The organism is Nonomuraea sp. NPDC003709, from assembly GCF_040610775.1.
GTDB lineage: Bacteria > Actinomycetota > Actinomycetes > Streptosporangiales > Streptosporangiaceae > Nonomuraea > Nonomuraea angiospora_A.
In genome coordinates this window covers 274,678-294,419 of sequence record NZ_JBEXMW010000005.1, presented here as the reverse complement: position 1 = coordinate 294,419, position 19,742 = coordinate 274,678, and the positions used below count along the sequence as shown (strand labels likewise).

Below are 19,742 nucleotides of genomic sequence, written 5' to 3'. Positions count from 1 at the left end.
TCAGACGCCCGCGGCGCGGGCGGCCCACTCGGGTCGCACCCGTACGTACTTGATGACGCGGCGGTGGTAGGTGAAGGCGATGTGCAGGTCGCCGTCGGCGGTTTCCTGGATGGACGGGTAGGAGTACTCCCGGTTGAGACCCTCGCGGGAGTTGTTGGTCAGGCAGTAGCCGTCGCCCACCTCCAGATCGCGGCGGATCGGCCACGTGCGCCCACCGTCGTCGGACAGCGCGAGGGTCATGGGCGCGCGCGGAGCGCCCCAGAACGCGGTCCGCTCATCGCTCCCGGCTGGTGCCGGCTCTTCGTCGACCGGGGTCGCCGGGGTCGCGGCGAGGCCCTCGTCATCGATCTCGTCGTACAGGGAGACTCGCCGCTCGGTGGCGTCGGCCGCGCTGCTGGCGTTGAACACCAGCGCGAGCCGGCCGTCACGCAGTGTGACGTACTGGATGGAGGAGTTGTTGTTGGGCAGCTCGGTGGCGGCGGGAGCGCTCCAGGTCACGCCCTCGTCCTCCGACCGGCTGGCGTGGATCGAATCCGCCCAGCGGCTGCGGAACAGCGCGAGCAGCGTGCCGTCGGCCAGGAGGTGGACGTTCATGTGGACGCAGCCGGTGCTGTCGGGGACGAGCTGTTCGCGCCAGGTTCGTCCCTCGTCGTCGGAGATCATGAGGGAGCTGGTGTCACGGTCGCCGACCCAGCGCCTGCCCGGCGTGGTGACGCAGTTGAAGACGGGCAGGAGCCATCGGCCGGAGGGCAGCACGAGCACGGGCTGCCGGACGAAGACGCCGCCGCGGCTCGTGGCGGGGAAGAGGGTGTGCACAGGCCCCCAGGTCTGACCGTCGTCTCGGGAGATGCGACGGCGGACTTCGGCGGTGTCCTGGTTGCCGGCGTGCTGGGCCGTGTACAGCAGCCACAGCTCTCCGGCGGGCGTGGGGAACAGGACCGGGTTCTGCTCGGAACGAGTCATGTCGTCGGACAGCCGCGTGGGCGTGGACCAGGTGTCCGCGCCCTTCTGCAGCCGGGAGAACCAGATGGAGATGTCCGAGACGCCTTCCTGCGTGCCGCCGAACCACACGCAGCCGAGATCACCGTCGTGCAGCGACATGAGGTTGGCCGCGTGGTTCTGCACGGCGGGCGCGATCAGGTACGCGTCATGGCGCTCCGGATCGTCGTCGCGAACCCGGATCAGGCCGTCCATGGGCAGGTGATCGGGGACGGAGGTCGGGGACTGGCTCACTGTTCTCCTTGGCGAGACTGGGCTCGGGCGTCGGTCAGGTGGGACTTCGCGGCCTGTTCGAGGTGGACGAGGTCGCAGGCGATGGTGGCGAAGGTGTATCCCTCGGCCAGGCGCTTGGCGGCCGTCCCGCCGTCGGGGGTGTGAATGCCGGCGGCGATACCGGCGGACCGGGCGGCTTCACGCACCGTGACCAGCGCGTCCTCGAACTGGGAGGCGATCGCGGGGTCGCCGGGGAAGGCGCCGCCCAGGGCCAGGGACAGATCGGACGGGCCGACGTAGACGCCGTCGAGGTCGGGGGTGGCGCAGATCGCTTCGATGTTCGCCAGCCCCTGTGCCGTCTCGATCATGGCGAGGACCAGCACAGTGGCGTCGCTGTCCGCGGGGCGCGGTCCGATGCGGAGCGCGGAGCGCATCGGGCCGTACGAGCGGCGCCCTTTCGGTGGATAGCGGGTCGCGGAGACAGCGGCCGCGGCGTCCTCGGCGGTGTCGATGAGAGGCACGATGACGCCTGCGGCGCCCGCGTCGAGGGCACGGCCGATGGGGGCGGGGCTGTTCGCCTCGACTCTGACCAGGCCCGCGGACACGCCGCCCGCGTCGATCGCGGTCAGGCCGCTCAGCAACCCCGAGTAGCCCAGCAGCCCGTGCTGGGCGTCCAGGCACACGTAGTCGTATCCGAGGCGCGCGATGCGCTCGGTGGACACGGGCGAATCGAGCACGGACCAGTAGCCCAGTGCGGGTTGCCGGGCGCGGATCCTGGCGGTGAAGTCGGTGATGCTCACGGCTGGCCTTCTCCTCGGTGGTCGGCTCTCATCGGTTGTAGGCGGGCATGGGGCCGCGCAGCGCCGCGCCCACGCGGTCACAGGCTGCCACGACGTCCTCGGGAAGGGGTCCTGCCGCGGCGGTCGCGATGTTCGCGCGGAGGTGTTCGACCTTGGAACCGCCGAGCAGGAGGGCCCCCACGCCGTCGCGATGGAGCAGCCACCGCAGAGACAACTCGACGAGGGGGGTGCCCGACTGCGCGGCGATCTCACCGAGGGCGGTGACGGCCTCGAACAGCGCCGGGTTCCAGTACCGCTGCCGGTACATGGGGGCGAGCTTGGAGTCACCGAAGCGGCCGGCGGAAGGGTCCTGCTCGAAGGTGTGCCGGCCGGTGAGCAGGCCCCCGCCGAGCGGGTTGTAGACCATGGTCGTCAGGCCGGTGCTCTGCGCGAACTCCAGGTATTCCTCCTCCACCCTGCGGGCCAGGAGGTTGTAGAGCTGCTGGGCGACGACCGGGCGCGGCGCGCCGACGTCGTCGGCGGTGTGGTTGAGCTCGGCGATCTGCCAGGCCGCGTAGTTGGAGACGCCGAGCGCGCCGATCTTGCCCTCGGCGACGAACTCGGCGACGGCGCCGAGCGTCTCGGCCGGCGGCGTGCGGCGGTCGGGCTGGTGCAGGTAGAACAGGTCGACGTGGTCGACCCGCAGGCGGCGCAGGCTGCCTTCGAGGCTCGCCCGCAACGCCTTGGCGGACAACGGCGCGTCATCGCCCGCGTCCGGATGGGGCATGCCGGCCTTGGTGGCGAGGACGACCCGGTCGCGCCGGGTGGCGAGCAGCGGTCCCAGGATGGACTCGGTCGCGCCGCCCGCGTAGACGTTCGCGGTGTCCACCCCGGTGATGCCGGCGTCGAGCGCCGCGTCCAGCATGCGCGCGGCCTCTTTCGCGTCGGCCGTGTCGCCGAACGTCATGGTGCCCAGCACCAGCCGGGACAGCCCGATGCGCGCCCCGGACGGTGTCGCTGCCGGTGTCGCCGCCGGTGTCGCTGCCGGCACAGAAGGTGTCATCGGTCGGTTCCTCGCTGAACGGGTGTCCCGGGGGACTGCTTGGTGGACTGCTTGGCGGACGGGCCCCGCACCAGATCGCGCGGCTTGCGCCCGCGTATGGCGGACGGGTCCAGCGCGGCCCTGCGGAGGGCGCGGGTGTAGGGGTGGGCCGGCGCGGCCAGCACCTTCCGGGTCGGGCCGGACTCGACCAGGCGCCCTTTGCTCATGACGATGATGTCCTCGCTGATCTCCCTGACCACACCGAGATTGTGGGAGATCACCACATAGGTGAGACCGGTCTCGGCCTGGATCCTCATCAGCAGGGCGAGGACCTGCGCCTGGACGGACACGTCCAGAGCGCTCGTCGCCTCGTCGCAGACCAGCAGATCGGGCTTGGAGGCCAGGGCTCTGGCGATGCCGATGCGCTGGCGCTGGCCGCCGGAGAACTCCGGCGGGCGGCGCTCGAGGGCCGTGGCGGGCAGGCCCACCTGGTCGATGAGCCTGGCCGCCTCCTTGGCCCGTGCGCGTCTGTCGCGCATTCCGCGCACCCGCAGCGGTTCCGCGACGATCTCCTCCGCCGACAGGTGCGGGTCGAGCGATCCGTACGGGTCCTGGAAGATCATCTGTACCCGGGTGCGCATCGGGCGCAGCTGTTTCTCACTCAGCCCCGCGATGTCGGTGCCGCCCACCACGATGCGGCCCGCGGTGGGCTTGACCAGCCGTACGATCGACCGGGCGATCGTGGACTTGCCGCAGCCCGACTCCCCCACGATGGCCAGGGTGCCGCCCTGCCGGACGGTGAAGCTGACGTCGTCGACCGCGCGGAACAAGCCGTGCGCGACGGGATAGTCCACGACGAGGCCGTCGACCTCGAGGAACGCGTCATCGGTCATCGGGATTCTCCCAGTGCCACCGGGTCGGCGGGCGACCCGTCGTCGAGGGGCGCTTCCGGCGACTCACCGTCCTCGTCCCACGGGCCGAGCCGCGGGACCGCCGTCAGCAACTTCCTGGTGTACGGATCGCCCGGCGCGTCGACGATCTGTTCGGCCTCGCCGGACTCGACGAATCGCCCGTCCTTCATGACATGGATGCGGTCGGAGACGAGCCGGGCCACGCCGATGTCGTGAGTGATCATGAGGATGCCGATGCCGGTGTTCTCCTGTACTTCGAGCAGCAGGTCGAGGATGCCTGCCTGGACGGTGACATCCAGGGCGGAGGTCGGTTCGTCGGCGACGAGCAGTACGGGCGACCCGGCGAGCGCGAGCGCGATGAGCACGCGCTGCAGCATGCCTCCCGACAGCTGATGCGGATACTTGCGGAGCTGGGACTCCGGATCGGGGATGTGCATCTTGGCCAGCAGGTCGACGGATCGCGCGATGGTCTCCGACTTGGACAGGCCGCGGTGCCGCAGCCGAACGGCCTCACGGAGCTGCTGCCCGATGGTATGGACGGGGCTGAGCGCCGTCATCGGATCCTGCGGGATGAGGGAGACGGTACGCCCGCGTACCTTGCGCGCCGCGCGCGGATCGGCGATGACGTCGATGCCCTGGAAGCGGGCTCTGCCGGACAGGACCGCCAGCTCCGGCGGGAGCAGCCGCAGAATGCCCATGGCCGTGGTGGACTTGCCGGATCCGGACTCACCGATGATCGTCACGGTTTCGCCCTGGCGGATGACGAAGCTGACGCCGTCGACCGCGCGGACGATACCGGCTTCGGTGATCAGCTCGATCTGCAGGTCCTCGACCTCCAGCAGGGGACGATCAGCCTCGTCGAACTCGGCTGTCATGCTCGGCTCACCTTCCCTTTCCGCCTGCGTACGCGGTCCCGAAGCCCGTCTCCGAGCAGGTTGACTCCGACGACGAGCAGCACGATGACCAGTCCGGGCAGCGTGACCAGCCACCACGACGTCGTGATGTAGTCCTGGCCGTCGGAGATGATGCGGCCCCAGGTGGCGAACGGGCGCTGCGGACCGGCGCCCAGGTAGCTCAGCGCGCTCTCCAGCAGCACGGCCTGGGCCAGCAGCAGCAGGATCACGAGAGTGGCCTGCTTGACGACGTTGGGCAGCACGTGCCGGAGCAGGGTGGTGACGCGGCGCAGGCCGAGCACCCGGGCCGCGGCCACATAGGGTTTCTCCCGCTCGACGAGCACCATGGAACGGGTCAGGCGAGCCACCTCCGGCCACTGCGCGATCGCGATCACGAAGGTGATGACCGGGATGGAGGGGCCGAAGAGCGCGACGACCAGCAGCAGCATCAACAGCAGAGGCAGCGAGAGCTGGGCTTCCAGCAGGCGGGAGACCACGGTGTCGACCCAGCCGCCGAAGAATCCGGCCGCGGCGCCGGCGATGAGGCCGATGATGCCGGACACGACGATGGCCAGCACCCCGACGGTGAGCGAGACCTGGCCGCCGTGCAGGACCCGGGAGAGAAGGTCCCTGCCGAGCTGGTCGGTTCCGAACAGGTGCCCGCCGGTCAGCGGTGGCAGGCGGCGCAGGCCGAGGCTCTGCTCGTCCGGCCCGGGGATCGGCAGCACGTTGGCCAGGGCGACGGGCACGACGACCAGGGCCACGCACACCGAGCCGATCCACAGCTTCAGCCGCGCGCCCTTGCGGCGGCGGACCGCCGCGGATCGCGCGAGATCCTTGGCGGTCACCGCGCTGGGCCGCGCGGGGGGCTCCGGGACGTCCTGGTCTCTGAAGCCGTCGGTGGGGCCGGCCTCCATGGCGGTCATGAGGCCACCGCCTTCCCGAGTCGTACCCGCGGGTCGAGCAGCGGGTAGGCCAGATCGATGAGGAGTTGGACGGCCACCGTCAGGATGGCCGTGACCAGGACGGTCGCCTGGATCAGCGGATAGTCCCTGGTTTCCAGCGCGCGCACGACGAGCGATCCGACACCCGGCCAGGCGAAGACGACCTCGACCACCACCACGCCGTTGAGCATGGCGGCGAACCGGGTGCCGAGCGCGGTGACCACCGGGACGGCCGAGTTGCCCATGGCGTAGCGCCAGGTCAGGCCGCGTTCGGAGATGCCGCGGGAGCGGGCGATCGTCAGGTAGGGAGCCGCGAAGCCGGTCCCCATCTCCCGGCGTACCAGGCGGGAGATCAGCGCGATCTGCAGGATGCCGACCGTCAAGGTCGGCAGCACCAGGCCGCCCCAGCTGGTGAAACCGGATGCCGGCAGCACGGGGACGAGCACCGCGAAGATGGTCAGGAGCATGATGCCGCTCCAGAACTCCGGCATCGACTGGCCGGCGATCATGGCCACGTTGGCCCCCAGCTCGCGGGCGGTGTCGGCGTGCCGCGCCATCCAGACGCCGAGCGGGATGGCCACGACCGCGGCGAACAGGATGGAGGACACCGCGAGCATGACGGTGTACGGCATCCGGCTGAGGACGACGTCCAGGGCGGGGGCCTGGAAGGAGAAGGACGTGCCGAGGTTGCCGCTGAACAGGTCACGAACGAAGATTCCGTACTGCTGTATCAGCGGTTTGTCCAGGCCGAACTGGACGCGGATGCGTTCGAGCTCCGCCGTGGTGGCCAGGGGGCTGGCGTAGGCGGCGGCCGGATCCCCTGGCGCCAGCCGTACGAGGACGAAGACTGTGGAGACGGTCAGGAAGATCGCCAGCAGGCTCTGCCCGACACGTTGGGCGACATATCGGACCACGAGTCATCCATTCAGCCGGACAGATGCCAGATCGTAGGAGTTGGTGGGACTGAGCAGTACGTTCTGCACGCTCTTGCGCCGGGCGATGACGGTCTTGGGGACGAAGGCCCACATGCAGGGCCAGGTGTTCCAGATCTCCTTCTGGGCGGTGGCGAGCAGGGCGTCCCGGGCCGTCTTGTCGGTTTCCCGGGAGGCCTTCTGGAGCATTTCGGTGATCTTGGGGAACACGTAGCCGTGGTAGGTGTCCCGGGTGGCCTCCTTCTCCTTCGTGCCGGCGAACATGCCCTGCAGCGGAGTCAGCGCCAGCCCGGTCGGGCCGGGGTAGCCGTTGCCGAGGACGTCCCAGTCGCCGCCCCGGCCCTGCCGCCACTTGGAGATGTCGCCGCCCGGCTGGAACTGCTGGAGTTCGGCCTGCACGCCGACCGCCTTGAGCATCTCCACCACGGCCTCCATGACGCTCGTGTCGTTGGCGAACTCCCCGGTCTCCCAGATGATCTTGATCTTGAGATCCTTCACCCCGGCGGCCTCGAGCATCTGCTTGGCCTTCTGCGGGTCGTAGACGTACTCGCCGGTCTGCACCGCCCCGGTCAGGGTGTCGGCCACCACGCCCCGGGCCTGGGTCACCGAATCGGCGAAGACGTCCTTGATCAGGGAGGGGCCGTTGATGGCGTAGCTGAGCGCCTCGCGCACGCGCGCGTCGGCGAGCGGGTGCCCGGCGGGCTTGCGGAAGTTGTAGAAGAGCTGCGTGATGCGGGTGCTCGGCACCTGCTGGATCTCCACGTCGCCGAGACCGGACAGCTGGCTGATCGCATCGGGGGAGATCGCGTCGATCACGTCGACCTCGCCGCTGCGCAGGGCGACGACGCGGTTGGCCTCCTCCGGGAGGAACCTGACCTGTACGGTCTTGATCCCGGGCGCGGGGCCCCAGTATTTGTCGTTGACCTGCAGCGTGTACTCGCCGGTGCCCCGGTTCGCGGAGGTGACGACGTAGGGGCCCGAGCCGATGCCGCCCTGAAGTTCCTCCGCCTTGTTCGCGGCGGCGGGGGTGATCAGGATGTTCGCCATCAGGTAGTCGAGGGTCGGCACCGGGTTCTCGGTCACGAGCTTGAAGGTGCTCGCGTCGACGGGGGTGACCGTCGGCCATTCGGGAAACAGGCCGGCCAGGAACGATCCGGGGACCTTCTGGTACATCTGCAGGGCCGTTGAGACGTCTTCGACCTTGACCGGGCTGCCGTCGGAGTAGCGGACGCCGTCCCGCAGCTTGACCGTCCACTCGGTGGGAGCCGTCAGCTCGAACCTCTCGGCCAGGACGTGCTGCACGGTGAGCTTCGGATCGATGAAGGTCAGCGCCTGGCGGACGCCGCGCTGGACGCTGACGGCGGCGTCGAACTGGTTGAGCTTGTTGTCCAGCGACACGAGCGAGCGGTTGAGCGCCAGCGTGAGGCCAGGACCGGCGGTGGAACCGGCACCAGAGCCGGCGCCGGGGACGGGCCCCGGTCCCGCGCAGGCGGCGAGGGGACTCAACGTCATGGCCGCGCCGGTGAGAGCACCGAGACGGAGAAGACTTCGTCGGGAGTACTGGGGGCCGCTTCCGAGATGAGTCACTGGGCTTCTCGCTTTCTGGACCGTCCTCAGCGGTGCGCTTCTCAGCGGCCGCCTGCCAGGACCGGATGTTTCCCACGTCACAACGACGTTGCTGCACCATTACACGCATGCGCGCTTCGCGCAAGAGCTCTAGCGCATTTTGTGCAAGCTGTGACATCATCCAGTCAAGGCGGAGGCTGCGCCGACGTGCCTGCCTCGCTCCGGAGCGGATCGCGCATGAGGGTTCGCAGGGATAGTGAAAGCCTGTCTGAGGTGCATAGATCGAACACATCGGGGGATTCCTTGACGCCCAGGAGAAGCACGGCCGCGCACGGTGTCCTCATCGTGGCCGACGACCTCTCGGGCGCGGCCGAGTCGGCAGCGCGAATAGTTATGCGCGGAACACGCACGAGGATTGTTCTCACTCACCAGGCCGTGCGGGACGAGTGCGATCCCGCCGACATCCTGGTGGTCGATACCGACTCCCGGCACCGGCATCCCGCCGAGGCCGCCGCGGCGGTGCGTTCCGCGGTCGCCCTGGCCTCGGCCGGGCGTCCGCGGCTGGTCTTCAAGAAGATCGACTCTCTGCTGCGCGGCAACGTCGCGGCGGAGGTGGCCGCGCTCAGGGCGCCTGGGGCCGGCATCGTCGTCGCCCCTGCCCTGCCCGGTCTGGATCGGGTGGTACGCGGCGGCGTGCTTTACCTGGCCGGTGTGGCCCTCCACCGTGCGAACGCCTGGGCGGTGGACGGCGTCTCCCCTCCGGCGTCGGTCGAGGCGGCCCTGGCGCCGCTTCCGGCCCGCGTGCTGGACCTCGCGACCGTGCGATCGGATCGCCTTTCCGACGCGATCGCCTCCTGCGCCGAAGACTCGCACATCGCGCTGTGCGACGCCGAGACGGATGCCGATCTGGACGCCGTGCTGCGTGCCGCGCTGGCCGTGCCGTCGGTGCGGCTGGTCGGATCCGGCGGACTCGCCGACGCGCTCGGGCGTCATCTGCGGAGTCTCGGCACGGCCACCGAGCAGACGGCCACCGAGCAGACGGCCACCGAGCAGACGACCATCGAGCAGACGGCCATCGAGGAGCATGAGCCCGTCCCTGCGCATACCGCGCGGCACGGCGACGTGGCCCGCCCGGCGCCGCTCGTCGTGGTGGGCAGCGCCGAGCCGGTCGCGGCCGAGCAGGTCCGCCGGCTGGTCGAGGCGGGAGCCGTACCCGTGGCCCTGCCCTTGACGGCGCTCCTCGGCACACCCTCCGGACGGGACCCCCTCCCCCGCATCCCGATCGGCGAGCGGGCGGTCGTGGCCTTCCTCGACTCCGCCGGCGCCGTCCTGCCGGCGGCCTCGCGTGACATCGCGCGGCGGCTGGCCGAGGTCGTCGCGGACGCGGTGCGCGCGTCCCCGCGGACGGTGGACCTCGTGCTGACCGGCGGCGAGACCGCCCGGCGCGTCCTCGACGCCCTTCAGGTGCGGGAACTGACACCGGTCGGACAGGTGCACCCGGGAGCCGTCCACTCCCGGACGCCCGACGGCCGTTCCGTGGTCACCCGCCCGGGCAGCTTCGGGGGAGCCGACTCGCTCGTCGAGATCGTCAGGGCCCTGGCCGCGCGCTCCCTCGCAACCCTTGACCCCGCCCCTCCCCAGAACCAAGCGAAAGGTCCCCAAGTGAGCATCACCACCGCCGCCGTCGGCGCACAGCCGCGCACCGCGGCCACCCCGATCATCGCCGTCACCATGGGTGACGGAGCCGGCGTAGGCCCGGAAGTCATCGTCGGCGCCCTCCAAGACCCCCACGTCGCCGAGCTCTGCCGTCCCGTCGTCATCGGCGACGCCGTGCGGCTGCGCCAGGCGGCCGGCATCCTCGGGATCGACGCCGAGATCGTGGCGGTCGACACCGTGGCCGATGCCGTGTTCGAGCCGGGACGCGTCAATGTCATCGATCTCGCGCTGCTGCCGGAGGATCTGCCCTGGGGGAAGGTCTCCCCCGTGGCGGGGGCGGCCGCGTACCACTACGTACGCGTCGCCAGCGGGCTGGCGATGGCCGGGGAGGTGCAGGCGATCTGCACGGCGCCGCTGAACAAGGAGGCTTTGCACGCGGGCGGCCACATCTTCCCGGGACACACCGAGCTCCTCGCGCACCTGACCGGGATCGACGAGGTGTCCATGATGTTGTCCTCACCGAAGATCCGGGTCATCCACGTCACCACGCACATCGGGCTGATCGACGCGATCGCGAAGATCGAACCCGGCCTGGTGGAACGGACCGTTCGCCGCGGCCACGAGGCGCTGCGGCGGGCCGGGATCGACAACCCGCGCATCGGCGTGTGCGGCATCAACCCGCACGCCGGGGAGAACGGCCTGTTCGGGTACGGGGAGGAGGCCGAGAAGATCGTTCCCGCCATCGAGGTCCTGAAGGCCGACGGCATCGACGTGCAGGGACCGCTGCCCGCCGACACGGCGTTCTTCGTCGCGGGGCGCGGAGACTACGACCTCATCGTGGCGATGTACCACGACCAGGGCCACGGCCCGGTGAAGATCCTCGGCATCGAGGCCGGGGTGAACATCACCGTGGGACTGCCCGTCATCCGCACGTCCGTGGACCACGGAACCGCCTTCGACATCGCCGGGAAGGGCCTCGCCGAGGTCGGTAGCATGATCGAGGCGCTGCGGCAGGCCGCCCAGATGTCTCCCAGCCCGGCCGTCTGATCCCGGGGCGTTGAACGACAAGCCGAGAAGGAGGAGCGTTGTCCAGTAACTCTGAGCGTCGGCGCGCCGAGATCGTGCGTCTGGCCACGACCAGTGGTCTGGCCAGCGTCGAAGAGCTGTCCTCGACGTTCGACGTGACGTCCTCGACCATCCGGCGTGACCTCGCCCGGCTGACCGCGCAGGGGCTGCTGGCCCGCACGTACGGCGGTGCGATGGCCGTCGTCGCGCACCCCGAGGACTCGTTGCGCCAGCGCGTCGGTGACGCCTTCGAGGCCAAGCGCGGAATCGCCCGGTGGGCGGCCCAGCAGATCGGAGCCGGGGAGTCCGTGTTGCTCGACGCCGGCTCGACCGTCGCGGCGCTGGCTCACGAACTGCGCTCCAGCACCCAGCTCCTGATCGCCACCACGAGCCTGACGGTGCTGAAAGAGCTCGACGACGTCGAGGGCCTCCATGTGGAGTGTCTCGGCGGCAGGCTGCGCCACCTCAGCCAGGGATTCGTCGGCCCCGTCACCGAGACCGCCCTGGAGCGGATGTCGTTCGACCGCGTCTTTCTCGGGGCTGACGGAGTCACCGCCGACCGCGGGATCTGCGAGGCCGACCTCCAGCAGACCCGGCTCAAGGAGCTCATGGCGCGCAGTTCCCACAGGACCTACGTGCTGGCGCATGCGGCCAAGCTCGGGCGACGTCCGTTCCACGCCTGGGTCCGGCTCCCCCGGCCCTGGACGCTGGTGACCGACGCCGGTGCCTCGGAGGACGCGCTGGCCCCGTTCTCGGCCGAGGGAGTCGAGGTGGTCGTGGTCGACGCCGAAGGACAGATCAGCAAGCCGAAGCCGGCCGCGGGTCAGCCGATCGCGCCATAGCGTGGGGTGCAAGAACGGGCGAAAAGCCGCTGGTCCGGGCTTTTACGTGATGCCTGGGCGGCTCGGCCGGCAGGTTCCGTAGCCGAGGCCGTCGCCGACGCGGCCCGAGGAGACCCGCTCCGGCCTTGGTGCAGCGGGGCCCGCGGTCAGACGAGCGGGACGCCCGTGTGGCTCTCCAAGGCGTGAATGAGGCGATCTTGGAAATCTTCGTCCTGCGACGCGGGGTGTGGCGTCTGCACCTGCCGGTGATGCCAGTAGCCGCCGGTGCCCGGGCGCACGTCATGGTGGGTGGCGAGCCACACTTGTGTCTGGTGTCCGGCTGCCAGGTCATCCGGTGCGCCGGCGCCGCCCATGCGTGTGGGGACCCACCCGGGGTCGACCGCATGGCTCGAGGTTCCCTCCCACCGCGACGCGACCGCCAGCGCGAGCGTGGTGACCCACAGCTTGCTGTCACTGTAGGAAGCGGTGCCGGTGGCCAGCCGGCGCAGGTCGGTGGAACCGCTTCGGTGCATGGAGCTGCTGAGGTAGATGAGCCTGCCTGGTTTGTCCATCAGGACCGTCAGCATGTACGGCGCGACGGTGTTGACGATGCCCGCTTCGGGAGACCGCATGGTGCCGGCGTTGTGGATGACGGCGTCGAAGCGGCCGAACCTGCGGGCTTGCCGGGCGACGTCGTGGATCTCGTCCAGCTCGGAGAGATCCCCGATGACGACGTCTTTCCACCGGGCGGTGTCATCCGCGCCGGTGAGACGGGCCCGGTTGCGGACGTGGATGACCACGTCGTGCCCGCCGCCGGCCAGCGCGTTCGCCGTGTCGCGCCCGAGCCCGGTGGATGCCCCGGTTACCAGAATCAGTGCCATGTCAGTCCTCTCGCGCCTGCGTGACCGGCCGGTTCCGCGCTGTCTGCCGGTTCCTCACCATGGGCCGCGGTCACGCGCTGCCGGCTCCCGAACCCCTGGGTGGCGGCCAGGTCGAACAGGTGGTCGCGTTCGACGCCGTTGAGTTGCAGCGCTCGCGCGACGGCGTTGAGCACGCTCTCGGAGGCGCCGCGGATCTTGCCGCGTTCGAGCCGGGTGTAGCAGTCGACTCGTCCTTCCTGCTCATATCCTCCACCGTAGACCTGTCGCCTGACCTGGTCGGCGCTGCGGATCATCGGGACGTTCGTCGACGCCACCGGCGGCAGCCTCCTCGGCCAGACGAGTACGTCCTAAGTCGTCCAGGGCGTCACGGGGACATGCCGCAGGTCGGCGGACATTTTGGCGGACGTCTCGGCCAGCGCGGGCAGGACGTCGCGGAGCAGGTCGGCGCGGGTGGCCCGGCTGGCGTGGGTGGCGACGTTGACGGCCGCGACCACCCGCCCGTCCCGGCCCCGGACCGGCACCGCGATGGACCGGACCCCCTCCTCCAGCTCCTGGTCGACCAGCGCGTAGCCGTCCTCGGCGGCCTGCCGGACGGCGGCCCGCAGCCGGTCGGGCGCCGTGATGGTGTGGCGGGTCAGCGGCTCTAGCGCGATGGCGGCCACCCGTTCTTCGGGCTGGTCGGCCAGGAGCACCCGGCCCATCGAGGTGGCGTACGCGGGGAAGCGGGTGCCGACCGTGATGTTGACGGTCATGATGCTCACGGTGGGCACGCGGGCCACGTACAGGACGTCGTCGCCCGACAGCACCCCGACCGAGGCGGACTCGTGGACGCGGGCCACCAGGTCGGCCAGGTGCGGCTGGACGACCTCGCCGAACGTGCGCTCGGACAGGGCGGCGTAGCCCAGCTCCATCGCCTTGGGGAGCACGGCGAAGCGGGAGTCGTCGCAGGCCACGTAGCCAAGCCGCGCCAGCACCTGCAACGATCGCCGCACGGTGGCGCGCGCGAGCCCGGTGATCTTGGCGGCGTCGGCCAGGCTCAGCCCGCCGCGGGCCGAGCCGAGCGCCACCAGCACAGCGAGACCTCGGGCCAGCGACTGCAGGTATCCCGCGCCCAGCTCCTCCTTCGCGGCGCGCGAAAGATCTGTGTTGATGGCCTCAACTCCGTTGAGGCGGGCTCGGTCGCCCTCGATGCCGCCGCCTTCCCCCGCTCTGGTCGCTGCGCTCCCGCCGCTCCTCCAGGCGACGGCGCTCCCTCGCCGGGCGGGTGCCAGCGGGGGCCGGGGCGCCGGCTCGGTCAGGGCCGCCTCCATGGCCGCGACCGTCTCGCGCAGCCGGGGCAACGCGTAGTCGCGCAGGCTGGCGGCGGTGTGCCGGCTGGTGTGGCTGACGACGCTCACCGCGCAGACCGCCTCCCCCCGCGGGTCGCGTACGGGCACCGCGACCGCGACCAGGCCCGGCTCGATGAGCTGGTCGTCCTCGGCCCACGGCGCGGCGGGGTCGCGCAGGGCCAGGCCCGCCGCGCAGCGGTCGGCGGGCAGCAGGTCGCCGACCCGGAAGGCGACCGACATGGTGCGCCTGCGGGTGAACTGGCCGATGAAGCGCACCCCGTCGCCGTCCGGGACGGCCAGCGACACGGACTCGTCCAGCTCCTCCGCGAGCCGCTCGGCCGGCGGCGCGAGGGGGTCGCGCAGGCCACCGCAGGCGAGGTACGCCTCGCCCAGCTCCATCAGGCGCGGCGCGGGCAGCAGGTCACGCCCCTCCGCGCGGACGTAGCCGAGGTGGACCAGCGTGGCCAGCACGCGGTCGACCGTGGACCTGGCCAGGCCGGTGGCGCGTACGAGGTCGGTGGCGCGCACCCGCAGGGGGCGCGAGCGCCCGGCGGCATCCGCCGTCAGCGCCCGAAGCACGGCCAGGCCGCGTTCGAGGGTCCCCGCAGGCTCCATCGGCCCTCCTTTGACACGGGCGCGGTCACGTACGCATACTCGACATCACAATAGTGAACTAAAGTTCACTATGCGAACACTCCCGATGAATGGAGCGTCGTGCGGAGAGACAAAGTGGTCGCGACCGCGGAGGAGGCGCTGGCCGGCGTGTCGGACGGCGCGTCGTTCGCGGTCGGCGGCTTCGGGCTCAGCGGCATCCCCAACGTCCTGATCCAGGCCCTCTACACCACCGGCGTGACGGGGATCGGCGTGGTGTCGAACAACTGCGGGGTGGACGGCGGCGGCCTCGGCATCCTGCTGGCGGCCGGCCGCATCGCCCGCGTGACCGCCTCCTACATCGGCGACAACAAGGAGTTCGCCCGCCAGTACCTCGCCGGGGAGATGGAGGTGGAGCTGACCCCGCAGGGCAGCCTGGCCGAGCGGCTGCGGGCGGGCGGCGCCGGCATCCCCGCCTTCTACACCCCCGCCGGGGTCGGCACGCCGATCGCCGACGGCGGCCTGCCCTTGCGCCACAACCCGGACGGCTCGATCGCGGTGGCCTCGCCGCCGAAAGAGGTCCGCGAGTTCGACGGCCGCTCCTACGTGCTGGAGCGCAGCATCACCACCGACTTCGCGCTGGTGCGGGCCGCCAAGGGTGACCGCTTCGGCAACCTGGTCTTCAACAAGGCCGCCCGCAACTTCAACCCCCTCGCCGCGATGGCCGGGCGGGTCACGGTCGCCGAGGTCGAGGAGCTGACCGAGCTGGAGCCGGACGAGGTGCACCTGCCCGGCGTGTTCGTCCAGCGGGTCCTGGTCCTGACCCCCGAGCAGGCCACCGACAAGGGCATAGAGAAGAGGACCACCTCGTGAGCTGGACCAGGGACGAGATGGTCGCGCGGGCGGCGGCCGAGCTGCGCGACGGCGACTACGTCAACCTCGGCATCGGGCTGCCCACCCGCATCCCGTCGTTCCTGCCGCCCGACGTGGACGTGATCCTGCACTCGGAGAACGGCATCCTCGGCGTCGGCCCCTACCCCGCCCCCGACGCGCTGGACCCCGACCTGATCAACGCCGGCAAGGAGACCGTGACCGTGCTCCCGGGGGCGGCGTTCTTCGACTCGTCGCTGTCGTTCGGGATGATCCGGGGCGGCCACATCGACGTGGCGGTGCTGGGCGCGATGCAGGTCTCGGCGCGGGGCGACCTGGCCAACTGGATGGTGCCCGGGAAGCTGGTCAAGGGCATGGGCGGGGCGATGGACCTGGTCCACGGCGCGGGCCGGGTCATCGTGATCATGGACCACACCGCCAAGGACGGCACGCCGAAGATCGTCAAGGAGTGCTCGCTGCCTCTCACGGGGAAGGAGTGCGTGCACCGGATCATCACCGACCTCGGCGTCCTCGACGTCACCGGGGACGGGCTGAGGCTGGTCGAGACCGCGCCCGGAGTGAGCGTGGCCGACCTGCGCGACCGCACGGAAGCGGAGGTGTCCGCATGAACACCGTCTACATCGTGGACGCCGTCCGCACGCCCTTCGGCCGCCACGGCGGGGCGCTGGTCGGCATCCGCCCCGACGACCTGGCCGCCCACGTCGTCAGGGCCGTCGCCGAGCGCAACGGCGTGGAGGCCCCCGACGAGGTGATCCTCGGCAACGCCAACGGCGCCGGCGAGGAGAACCGCAACGTCGCCCGCATGGCCGCGCTGCTCGCCGGCCTGCCCGTGACCACTCCGGGCGTGACCGTGAACCGGCTGTGCGGATCCGGCATGGAGGCCGTCATCCAGGCGTACCGCATGATCGCCCTCGGCGACGCCTCCACCGTGATCGCCGGCGGCGTGGAGTCGATGACCCGCGCGCCGTGGGTGCTGCCCAAGCCGGACCGGGCGTTCCCGGCCGGCGGGCAGGAGCTGGTCTCCACGACGCTCGGCTGGCGGCTGGTCAACCCGAAGATGCCCGCCGAGCACACCGTGCCGCTGGGCGAGGGCGCCGAGCTGATCGCCGACCGGCACGGCATCGCCAGGGCGGAGCAGGACGCGTACGCGCTGGCCAGCCACCAGAAGGCGGCCAAGGCGTCGTTCGAGCGCGAGATCGTCCCCATCGGCGGCCTGACCAGGGACGAGAGCATCCGCGAGGACACCGGCCCCGACCAGCTCGCCCGGCTCAAACCGGTGTTCAGAAAGGACGGCGGCACGGTCACCGCGGGCAACTCCTCCCCGCTCAACGACGGCGCGGCCGCCCTGCTGCTGACCGACGAGGCGGGGCTGCGTGGCCGCGAGCCCCTGGCCAGGATCGTCGCCGGCGCGGCCAGTGCGCTCGAACCCCGCTACTTCGGGCTCGGCCCGGTCGAGGCGTCGCGCAGGGCTCTGGCCAGGGCGGGCAAGGGGTTCGGCGACCTGGCGTCGGCCGAGCTGAACGAGGCGTTCGCCGCGCAGGTGCTCGGCTGCCTGGCCGAGCTGCCCGACCTCGACCCCGCCATCGTCAACCCCGATGGCGGCGCCATCGCCCTGGGCCACCCGCTCGGAGCCTCCGGCGCCCGCATCACCGGCACCCTGGCCCACCGGCTCGCCGCCGCCGGCTCCGGCACCGGGCTCGCGTCCCTCTGTATCGGCGTCGGCCAGGGCCTGGCCGTCGTCCTGGAAAGGTAGCCGCAGATGACCCCACCCCTCACCCAAGCCGACATCGACCGCGAGATCGCCGAGGTCCACAAGGCCCGCGAAGGCGCGGAGGCCAACCATCCCGATCGCGACTTCGCCCCCTACCGCAGCAGCGTGCTGCGCCACCCCAAGCAGCCGCTCGTCGCGCTGAAGGACCCGGAGGCGGCGGAGTTGGCCGGGCCGGTCTTCGGCGTCGCCGACGTCGCGCCGTTCGACGCGGACCTGACCAGGCAGCACGCCGGCGAGCCGCTCGGCGAGCGGATCACCGTCCAGGGGCGCGTGCTGGACCGCGACGGCCGCCCGGTACGCGGCCAGCTCGTGGAGGTCTGGCAGGCCAACGCCTCGGGCCGCTACCTCCACCAGCGTGACGACCATCCCGCGCCGCTCGACCCCAACTTCTCCGGCGTGGGCCGCTGCCTGACCGACGACGAGGGCCGCTACGCCTTCACCACGATCAAGCCCGGCGCGTACCCGTGGCGCAACCATGTCAACGCCTGGCGGCCCGCGCACATCCACTTCTCGGTGTTCGGCACGGCCTTCACGCAGCGGCTGGTGACCCAGATGTACTTCCCGAACGACCCGCTGTTCCGATACGACCCCGTGCTCAACTCCGTCACCGACGAGCGGGCCCGGCAGCGACTGGTCTCCGCCTACGACCACGACCTGTCCGTGCCGGAGTGGTCGCTGGGCTACCGGTGGGACATCGTGCTGGACGGCCCCGCCGCGACCTGGATGGAGGAGGGCCGATGAACCCCACCCCCTCGCAGACCGTGGGCCCGTTCTACGGCTACGCGCTGCCGATCCCCCGCGGCGGCGACGTCGCCGACGGCGGGATCACCGTCCACGGCCACGTCTACGACGGCGCGGGCGAGCCGGTGCCCGACGCGCTGCTGGAGTTCTGGCAGGCCGACCCGTCCGGCGGCCTCGCGGGCGCGCCGGGCACGCTCCGGCGCGACCAGGTCACCGGCGTGCCGCTGGGCAGGCGCGGGGTCGACTTCACCGGGTTCGGCCGGGTGGCCACCGACGCCGACGGCGGCTGGGCCCTGCGCACGCTCCCGCCCGGCAACGGCTACATCAGCGTCTGCGTGTTCGCCCGCGGCCTGCTCCACCACCTCTACACCCGCATCTACTTCACCCAGGACGCCTTCCTCGGCTCGCTGCCGCCGGAGCGCGGGCGGACGCTGGTGCCCGTGGAGGAGCGTACGGGCGTCTACCGGTTCGACATCCACCTGCAGGGCGACGAGGAGACCGTCTTCCTGGACTTCGGCTGATCTTCTCAGACCAGGCCCACCATGAAGCCCTCGTCGCGGATGCCCAGGTAGATGGCCGGGCGGTACTGGCGCATGGCGTGCTCGATGACCGGGATGTACTTGGGGTTCGAGCCCAGCGGGAGCCGGTAGCCGTTCTTGACCGTGTGGAACTCCCACAGGTGCTCCATGTCGGGATGGCGCGCGCGGAAGCCCGGGTCGGCCGGGAAGAGGTCGAGGCGGACCATCGTCTTGCGCATGATGTAGTCGGCCGGCTTCACGCGGCGCTGCTGCGTGCGCGAGATGCCCACCCCGGACAGCTCGGCCCACGGGGCCGCCCACGGGCGGCCCTGGGGGTCGTCCCAGCGCACGCCGTGGACGTCGAAGACGAGCTTGCGCGGCCGGCTGAGCTTGCGCCAGGTGATGATCGGCAGCAGCCCGATGAACAGGAAGACCAGCCCGAGGACCAGGACGGCGACCGCGGAGCCCGCGCCGCCCGTCGTCTGCCCGGTGAGCGCCGAGAAGACCGCCATGAGCCCGATGGCCCCCGCGACGGAGCCGCCGATCAGCGCCTTCACCTTGGCGTCGCCTCCGACGTCGATCACCACGGGAGGCGGCGCGAAGGCGGGCTGCTGCTGCGGGGGGTAGGGGGCGTTGAACCGCTGCGGTGGCTGCTGCTGGGGGCCGTACATCATGAGACGGCAGGTTAGCCGGGATCGCCCGTTGTGCCGTGACGCTTCGTACATTTGCGAAGCATCCAGAGTCACCCGGACTCGGCGGGGCGGATCTCGGTGAACAGGCGCAGCGTCACCGGCCGCAGCCGCCACCTGGGCCAGCGCAGCCGCAGGGGCGAGAACCTGGCCGTGAGGACGATCTTCAGGTACGAGCTCCCGGTCCATCCCACGGGCACCCGCGCGCAGAGCCCCGACACGTCGGCGCGGGCCGCCCGCCCGTCCAGCAGCAGCCGGCTGCTCCCGCGGACCTCGGATCCGCCCTCCAGGCTCACCGACTCCCACAGGAGCTCCGGCGCCCCGGGCGGGGAGAGCCGCAGCGTGAAGCCCGCCAGCGACCCGGCCGGGCTCAGGTAGAAGGAGCCGTCGAAGTCGCCGCTCCCGAGGCCGGCCGAGAGCGTCGCCTCGCTGGCGTCCATGGCGATCCGCCAGGCGTTGGGATCGGTATAGGGGATCAAGGGGCTCACCTCGCTGTCCGGTAAGACGCGTC

At 71.2% G+C, this 19,742-nt stretch carries 19 protein-coding genes and 1 pseudogene; 7 read left to right on the top strand and 13 right to left on the bottom strand.

All coding sequences use genetic code 11. The annotated features are described in order from the left end of the window. From ABZX61_RS17710 to ABZX61_RS17675, 8 genes are read right to left on the bottom strand one after another with little or no spacing between them, the layout of a single operon-like run. A complete protein-coding gene (locus ABZX61_RS17710) occupies positions 1-1,233 on the bottom strand; it encodes an exo-alpha-sialidase (RefSeq protein WP_355195646.1) in 1,233 nt (410 codons plus the stop codon). Beyond that, positions 1,230-2,012, bottom strand: coding sequence for an aldolase/citrate lyase family protein (locus tag ABZX61_RS17705; RefSeq protein WP_355195644.1), 783 nt, complete (start codon positions 2,010-2,012; stop codon positions 1,230-1,232). Before ABZX61_RS17705 ends, ABZX61_RS17710 begins: the two co-directional genes overlap by 4 nt. Positions 2,013-2,040: 28 nt before the next feature. Beyond that, complete coding sequence (locus ABZX61_RS17700) at positions 2,041-3,054, bottom strand: aldo/keto reductase (RefSeq protein WP_355195642.1); 1,014 nt, start codon at positions 3,052-3,054, stop codon at positions 2,041-2,043. Then, positions 3,051-3,926 (bottom strand): ATP-binding cassette domain-containing protein, encoded by an 876-nt coding sequence (locus ABZX61_RS17695; RefSeq protein ID WP_355195640.1) that lies wholly within the window; start codon positions 3,924-3,926, stop codon positions 3,051-3,053. Before ABZX61_RS17695 ends, ABZX61_RS17700 begins: the two co-directional genes overlap by 4 nt. Further along, complete coding sequence (locus ABZX61_RS17690; RefSeq protein WP_355195638.1) at positions 3,923-4,819, bottom strand: ABC transporter ATP-binding protein; 897 nt, start codon at positions 4,817-4,819, stop codon at positions 3,923-3,925. Before ABZX61_RS17690 ends, ABZX61_RS17695 begins: the two co-directional genes overlap by 4 nt. Then, positions 4,816-5,763 carry an ABC transporter permease gene (locus ABZX61_RS17685; RefSeq protein WP_355195636.1) on the bottom strand — a complete coding sequence of 316 codons (948 nt, stop codon included), beginning with the start codon at positions 5,761-5,763 and terminating at the stop codon, positions 4,816-4,818. Before ABZX61_RS17685 ends, ABZX61_RS17690 begins: the two co-directional genes overlap by 4 nt. Then, positions 5,760-6,695, bottom strand: coding sequence for an ABC transporter permease (locus tag ABZX61_RS17680; RefSeq protein WP_350727681.1), 936 nt, complete (start codon positions 6,693-6,695; stop codon positions 5,760-5,762). Before ABZX61_RS17680 ends, ABZX61_RS17685 begins: the two co-directional genes overlap by 4 nt. Positions 6,696-6,698: 3 nt before the next feature. After that, entirely contained in the window at positions 6,699-8,225 is a 1,527-nt protein-coding gene (locus ABZX61_RS17675) for an ABC transporter substrate-binding protein (RefSeq protein ID WP_355195634.1), read from the bottom strand. A gap of 66 nt (positions 8,226-8,291) precedes the next feature. On the opposite strand from ABZX61_RS17675, the gene pdxA reads away from it, so the two are divergent. Together pdxA and ABZX61_RS17665 are read left to right on the top strand one after the other, a co-directional pair. Further along, on the top strand, positions 8,292-10,982 hold the full coding sequence (pdxA, locus tag ABZX61_RS17670) for a 4-hydroxythreonine-4-phosphate dehydrogenase PdxA (RefSeq protein WP_355195632.1): 2,691 nt from the start codon (positions 8,292-8,294) through the stop codon (positions 10,980-10,982). Between the two features lie 38 nt (positions 10,983-11,020). Beyond that, a complete protein-coding gene (locus ABZX61_RS17665) occupies positions 11,021-11,842 on the top strand; it encodes a DeoR/GlpR family DNA-binding transcription regulator (protein WP_350727678.1) in 822 nt (273 codons plus the stop codon). Between the two features lie 146 nt (positions 11,843-11,988). Here the strand turns inward: ABZX61_RS17665 and ABZX61_RS17660 are convergent, their stop codons facing one another. The 3 genes and pseudogenes from ABZX61_RS17660 to ABZX61_RS17650 all read right to left on the bottom strand — a co-directional run bounded on the left by ABZX61_RS17660 (position 11,989) and on the right by ABZX61_RS17650 (position 14,645). After that, entirely contained in the window at positions 11,989-12,702 is a 714-nt protein-coding gene (locus tag ABZX61_RS17660; RefSeq protein WP_355195630.1) for an SDR family NAD(P)-dependent oxidoreductase, read from the bottom strand. 104 nt (positions 12,703-12,806) lie between these two features. Beyond that, positions 12,807-12,929: pseudogene (locus ABZX61_RS17655) on the bottom strand (transcriptional regulator); the annotation flags it as partial. A gap of 120 nt (positions 12,930-13,049) precedes the next feature. Then, complete coding sequence (locus ABZX61_RS17650; protein ID WP_355195628.1) at positions 13,050-14,645, bottom strand: IclR family transcriptional regulator C-terminal domain-containing protein; 1,596 nt, start codon at positions 14,643-14,645, stop codon at positions 13,050-13,052. Positions 14,646-14,744: 99 nt separating this feature from the next. Between ABZX61_RS17650 and ABZX61_RS17645 the strand changes: the two genes are divergently transcribed. From ABZX61_RS17645 to pcaG, 5 genes are read left to right on the top strand one after another with little or no spacing between them, the layout of a single operon-like run. Further along, on the top strand, positions 14,745-15,494 hold the full coding sequence (locus ABZX61_RS17645; RefSeq protein ID WP_355195626.1) for a CoA transferase subunit A: 750 nt from the start codon (positions 14,745-14,747) through the stop codon (positions 15,492-15,494). Next, positions 15,491-16,120, top strand: a complete 630-nt coding sequence (locus ABZX61_RS17640) for a CoA transferase subunit B (protein WP_355195624.1) — start codon at positions 15,491-15,493, stop codon at positions 16,118-16,120. The genes ABZX61_RS17645 and ABZX61_RS17640 overlap by 4 nt, the downstream gene beginning before the upstream one ends. Then, entirely contained in the window at positions 16,117-17,265 is a 1,149-nt protein-coding gene (locus tag ABZX61_RS17635; protein WP_355195622.1) for a thiolase family protein, read from the top strand. The genes ABZX61_RS17640 and ABZX61_RS17635 overlap by 4 nt, the downstream gene beginning before the upstream one ends. A gap of 6 nt (positions 17,266-17,271) precedes the next feature. After that, on the top strand, positions 17,272-18,024 hold the full coding sequence (pcaH, locus tag ABZX61_RS17630; protein WP_355195620.1) for a protocatechuate 3,4-dioxygenase subunit beta: 753 nt from the start codon (positions 17,272-17,274) through the stop codon (positions 18,022-18,024). Beyond that, positions 18,021-18,545 (top strand): protocatechuate 3,4-dioxygenase subunit alpha, encoded by a 525-nt coding sequence (gene pcaG, locus ABZX61_RS17625; RefSeq protein ID WP_355195618.1) that lies wholly within the window; start codon positions 18,021-18,023, stop codon positions 18,543-18,545. The genes pcaH and pcaG overlap by 4 nt, the downstream gene beginning before the upstream one ends. 5 nt (positions 18,546-18,550) lie before the next feature. On the opposite strand, the gene ABZX61_RS17620 is transcribed toward pcaG, so the two are convergent. Together ABZX61_RS17620 and ABZX61_RS17615 are read right to left on the bottom strand one after the other, a co-directional pair. Then, a complete protein-coding gene (locus tag ABZX61_RS17620) occupies positions 18,551-19,216 on the bottom strand; it encodes a hypothetical protein (RefSeq protein ID WP_355195616.1) in 666 nt (221 codons plus the stop codon). Positions 19,217-19,284: 68 nt separating this feature from the next. Further along, positions 19,285-19,710 (bottom strand): hypothetical protein, encoded by a 426-nt coding sequence (locus tag ABZX61_RS17615; RefSeq protein WP_355195614.1) that lies wholly within the window; start codon positions 19,708-19,710, stop codon positions 19,285-19,287. Positions 19,711-19,742 lie beyond the last annotated feature (32 nt).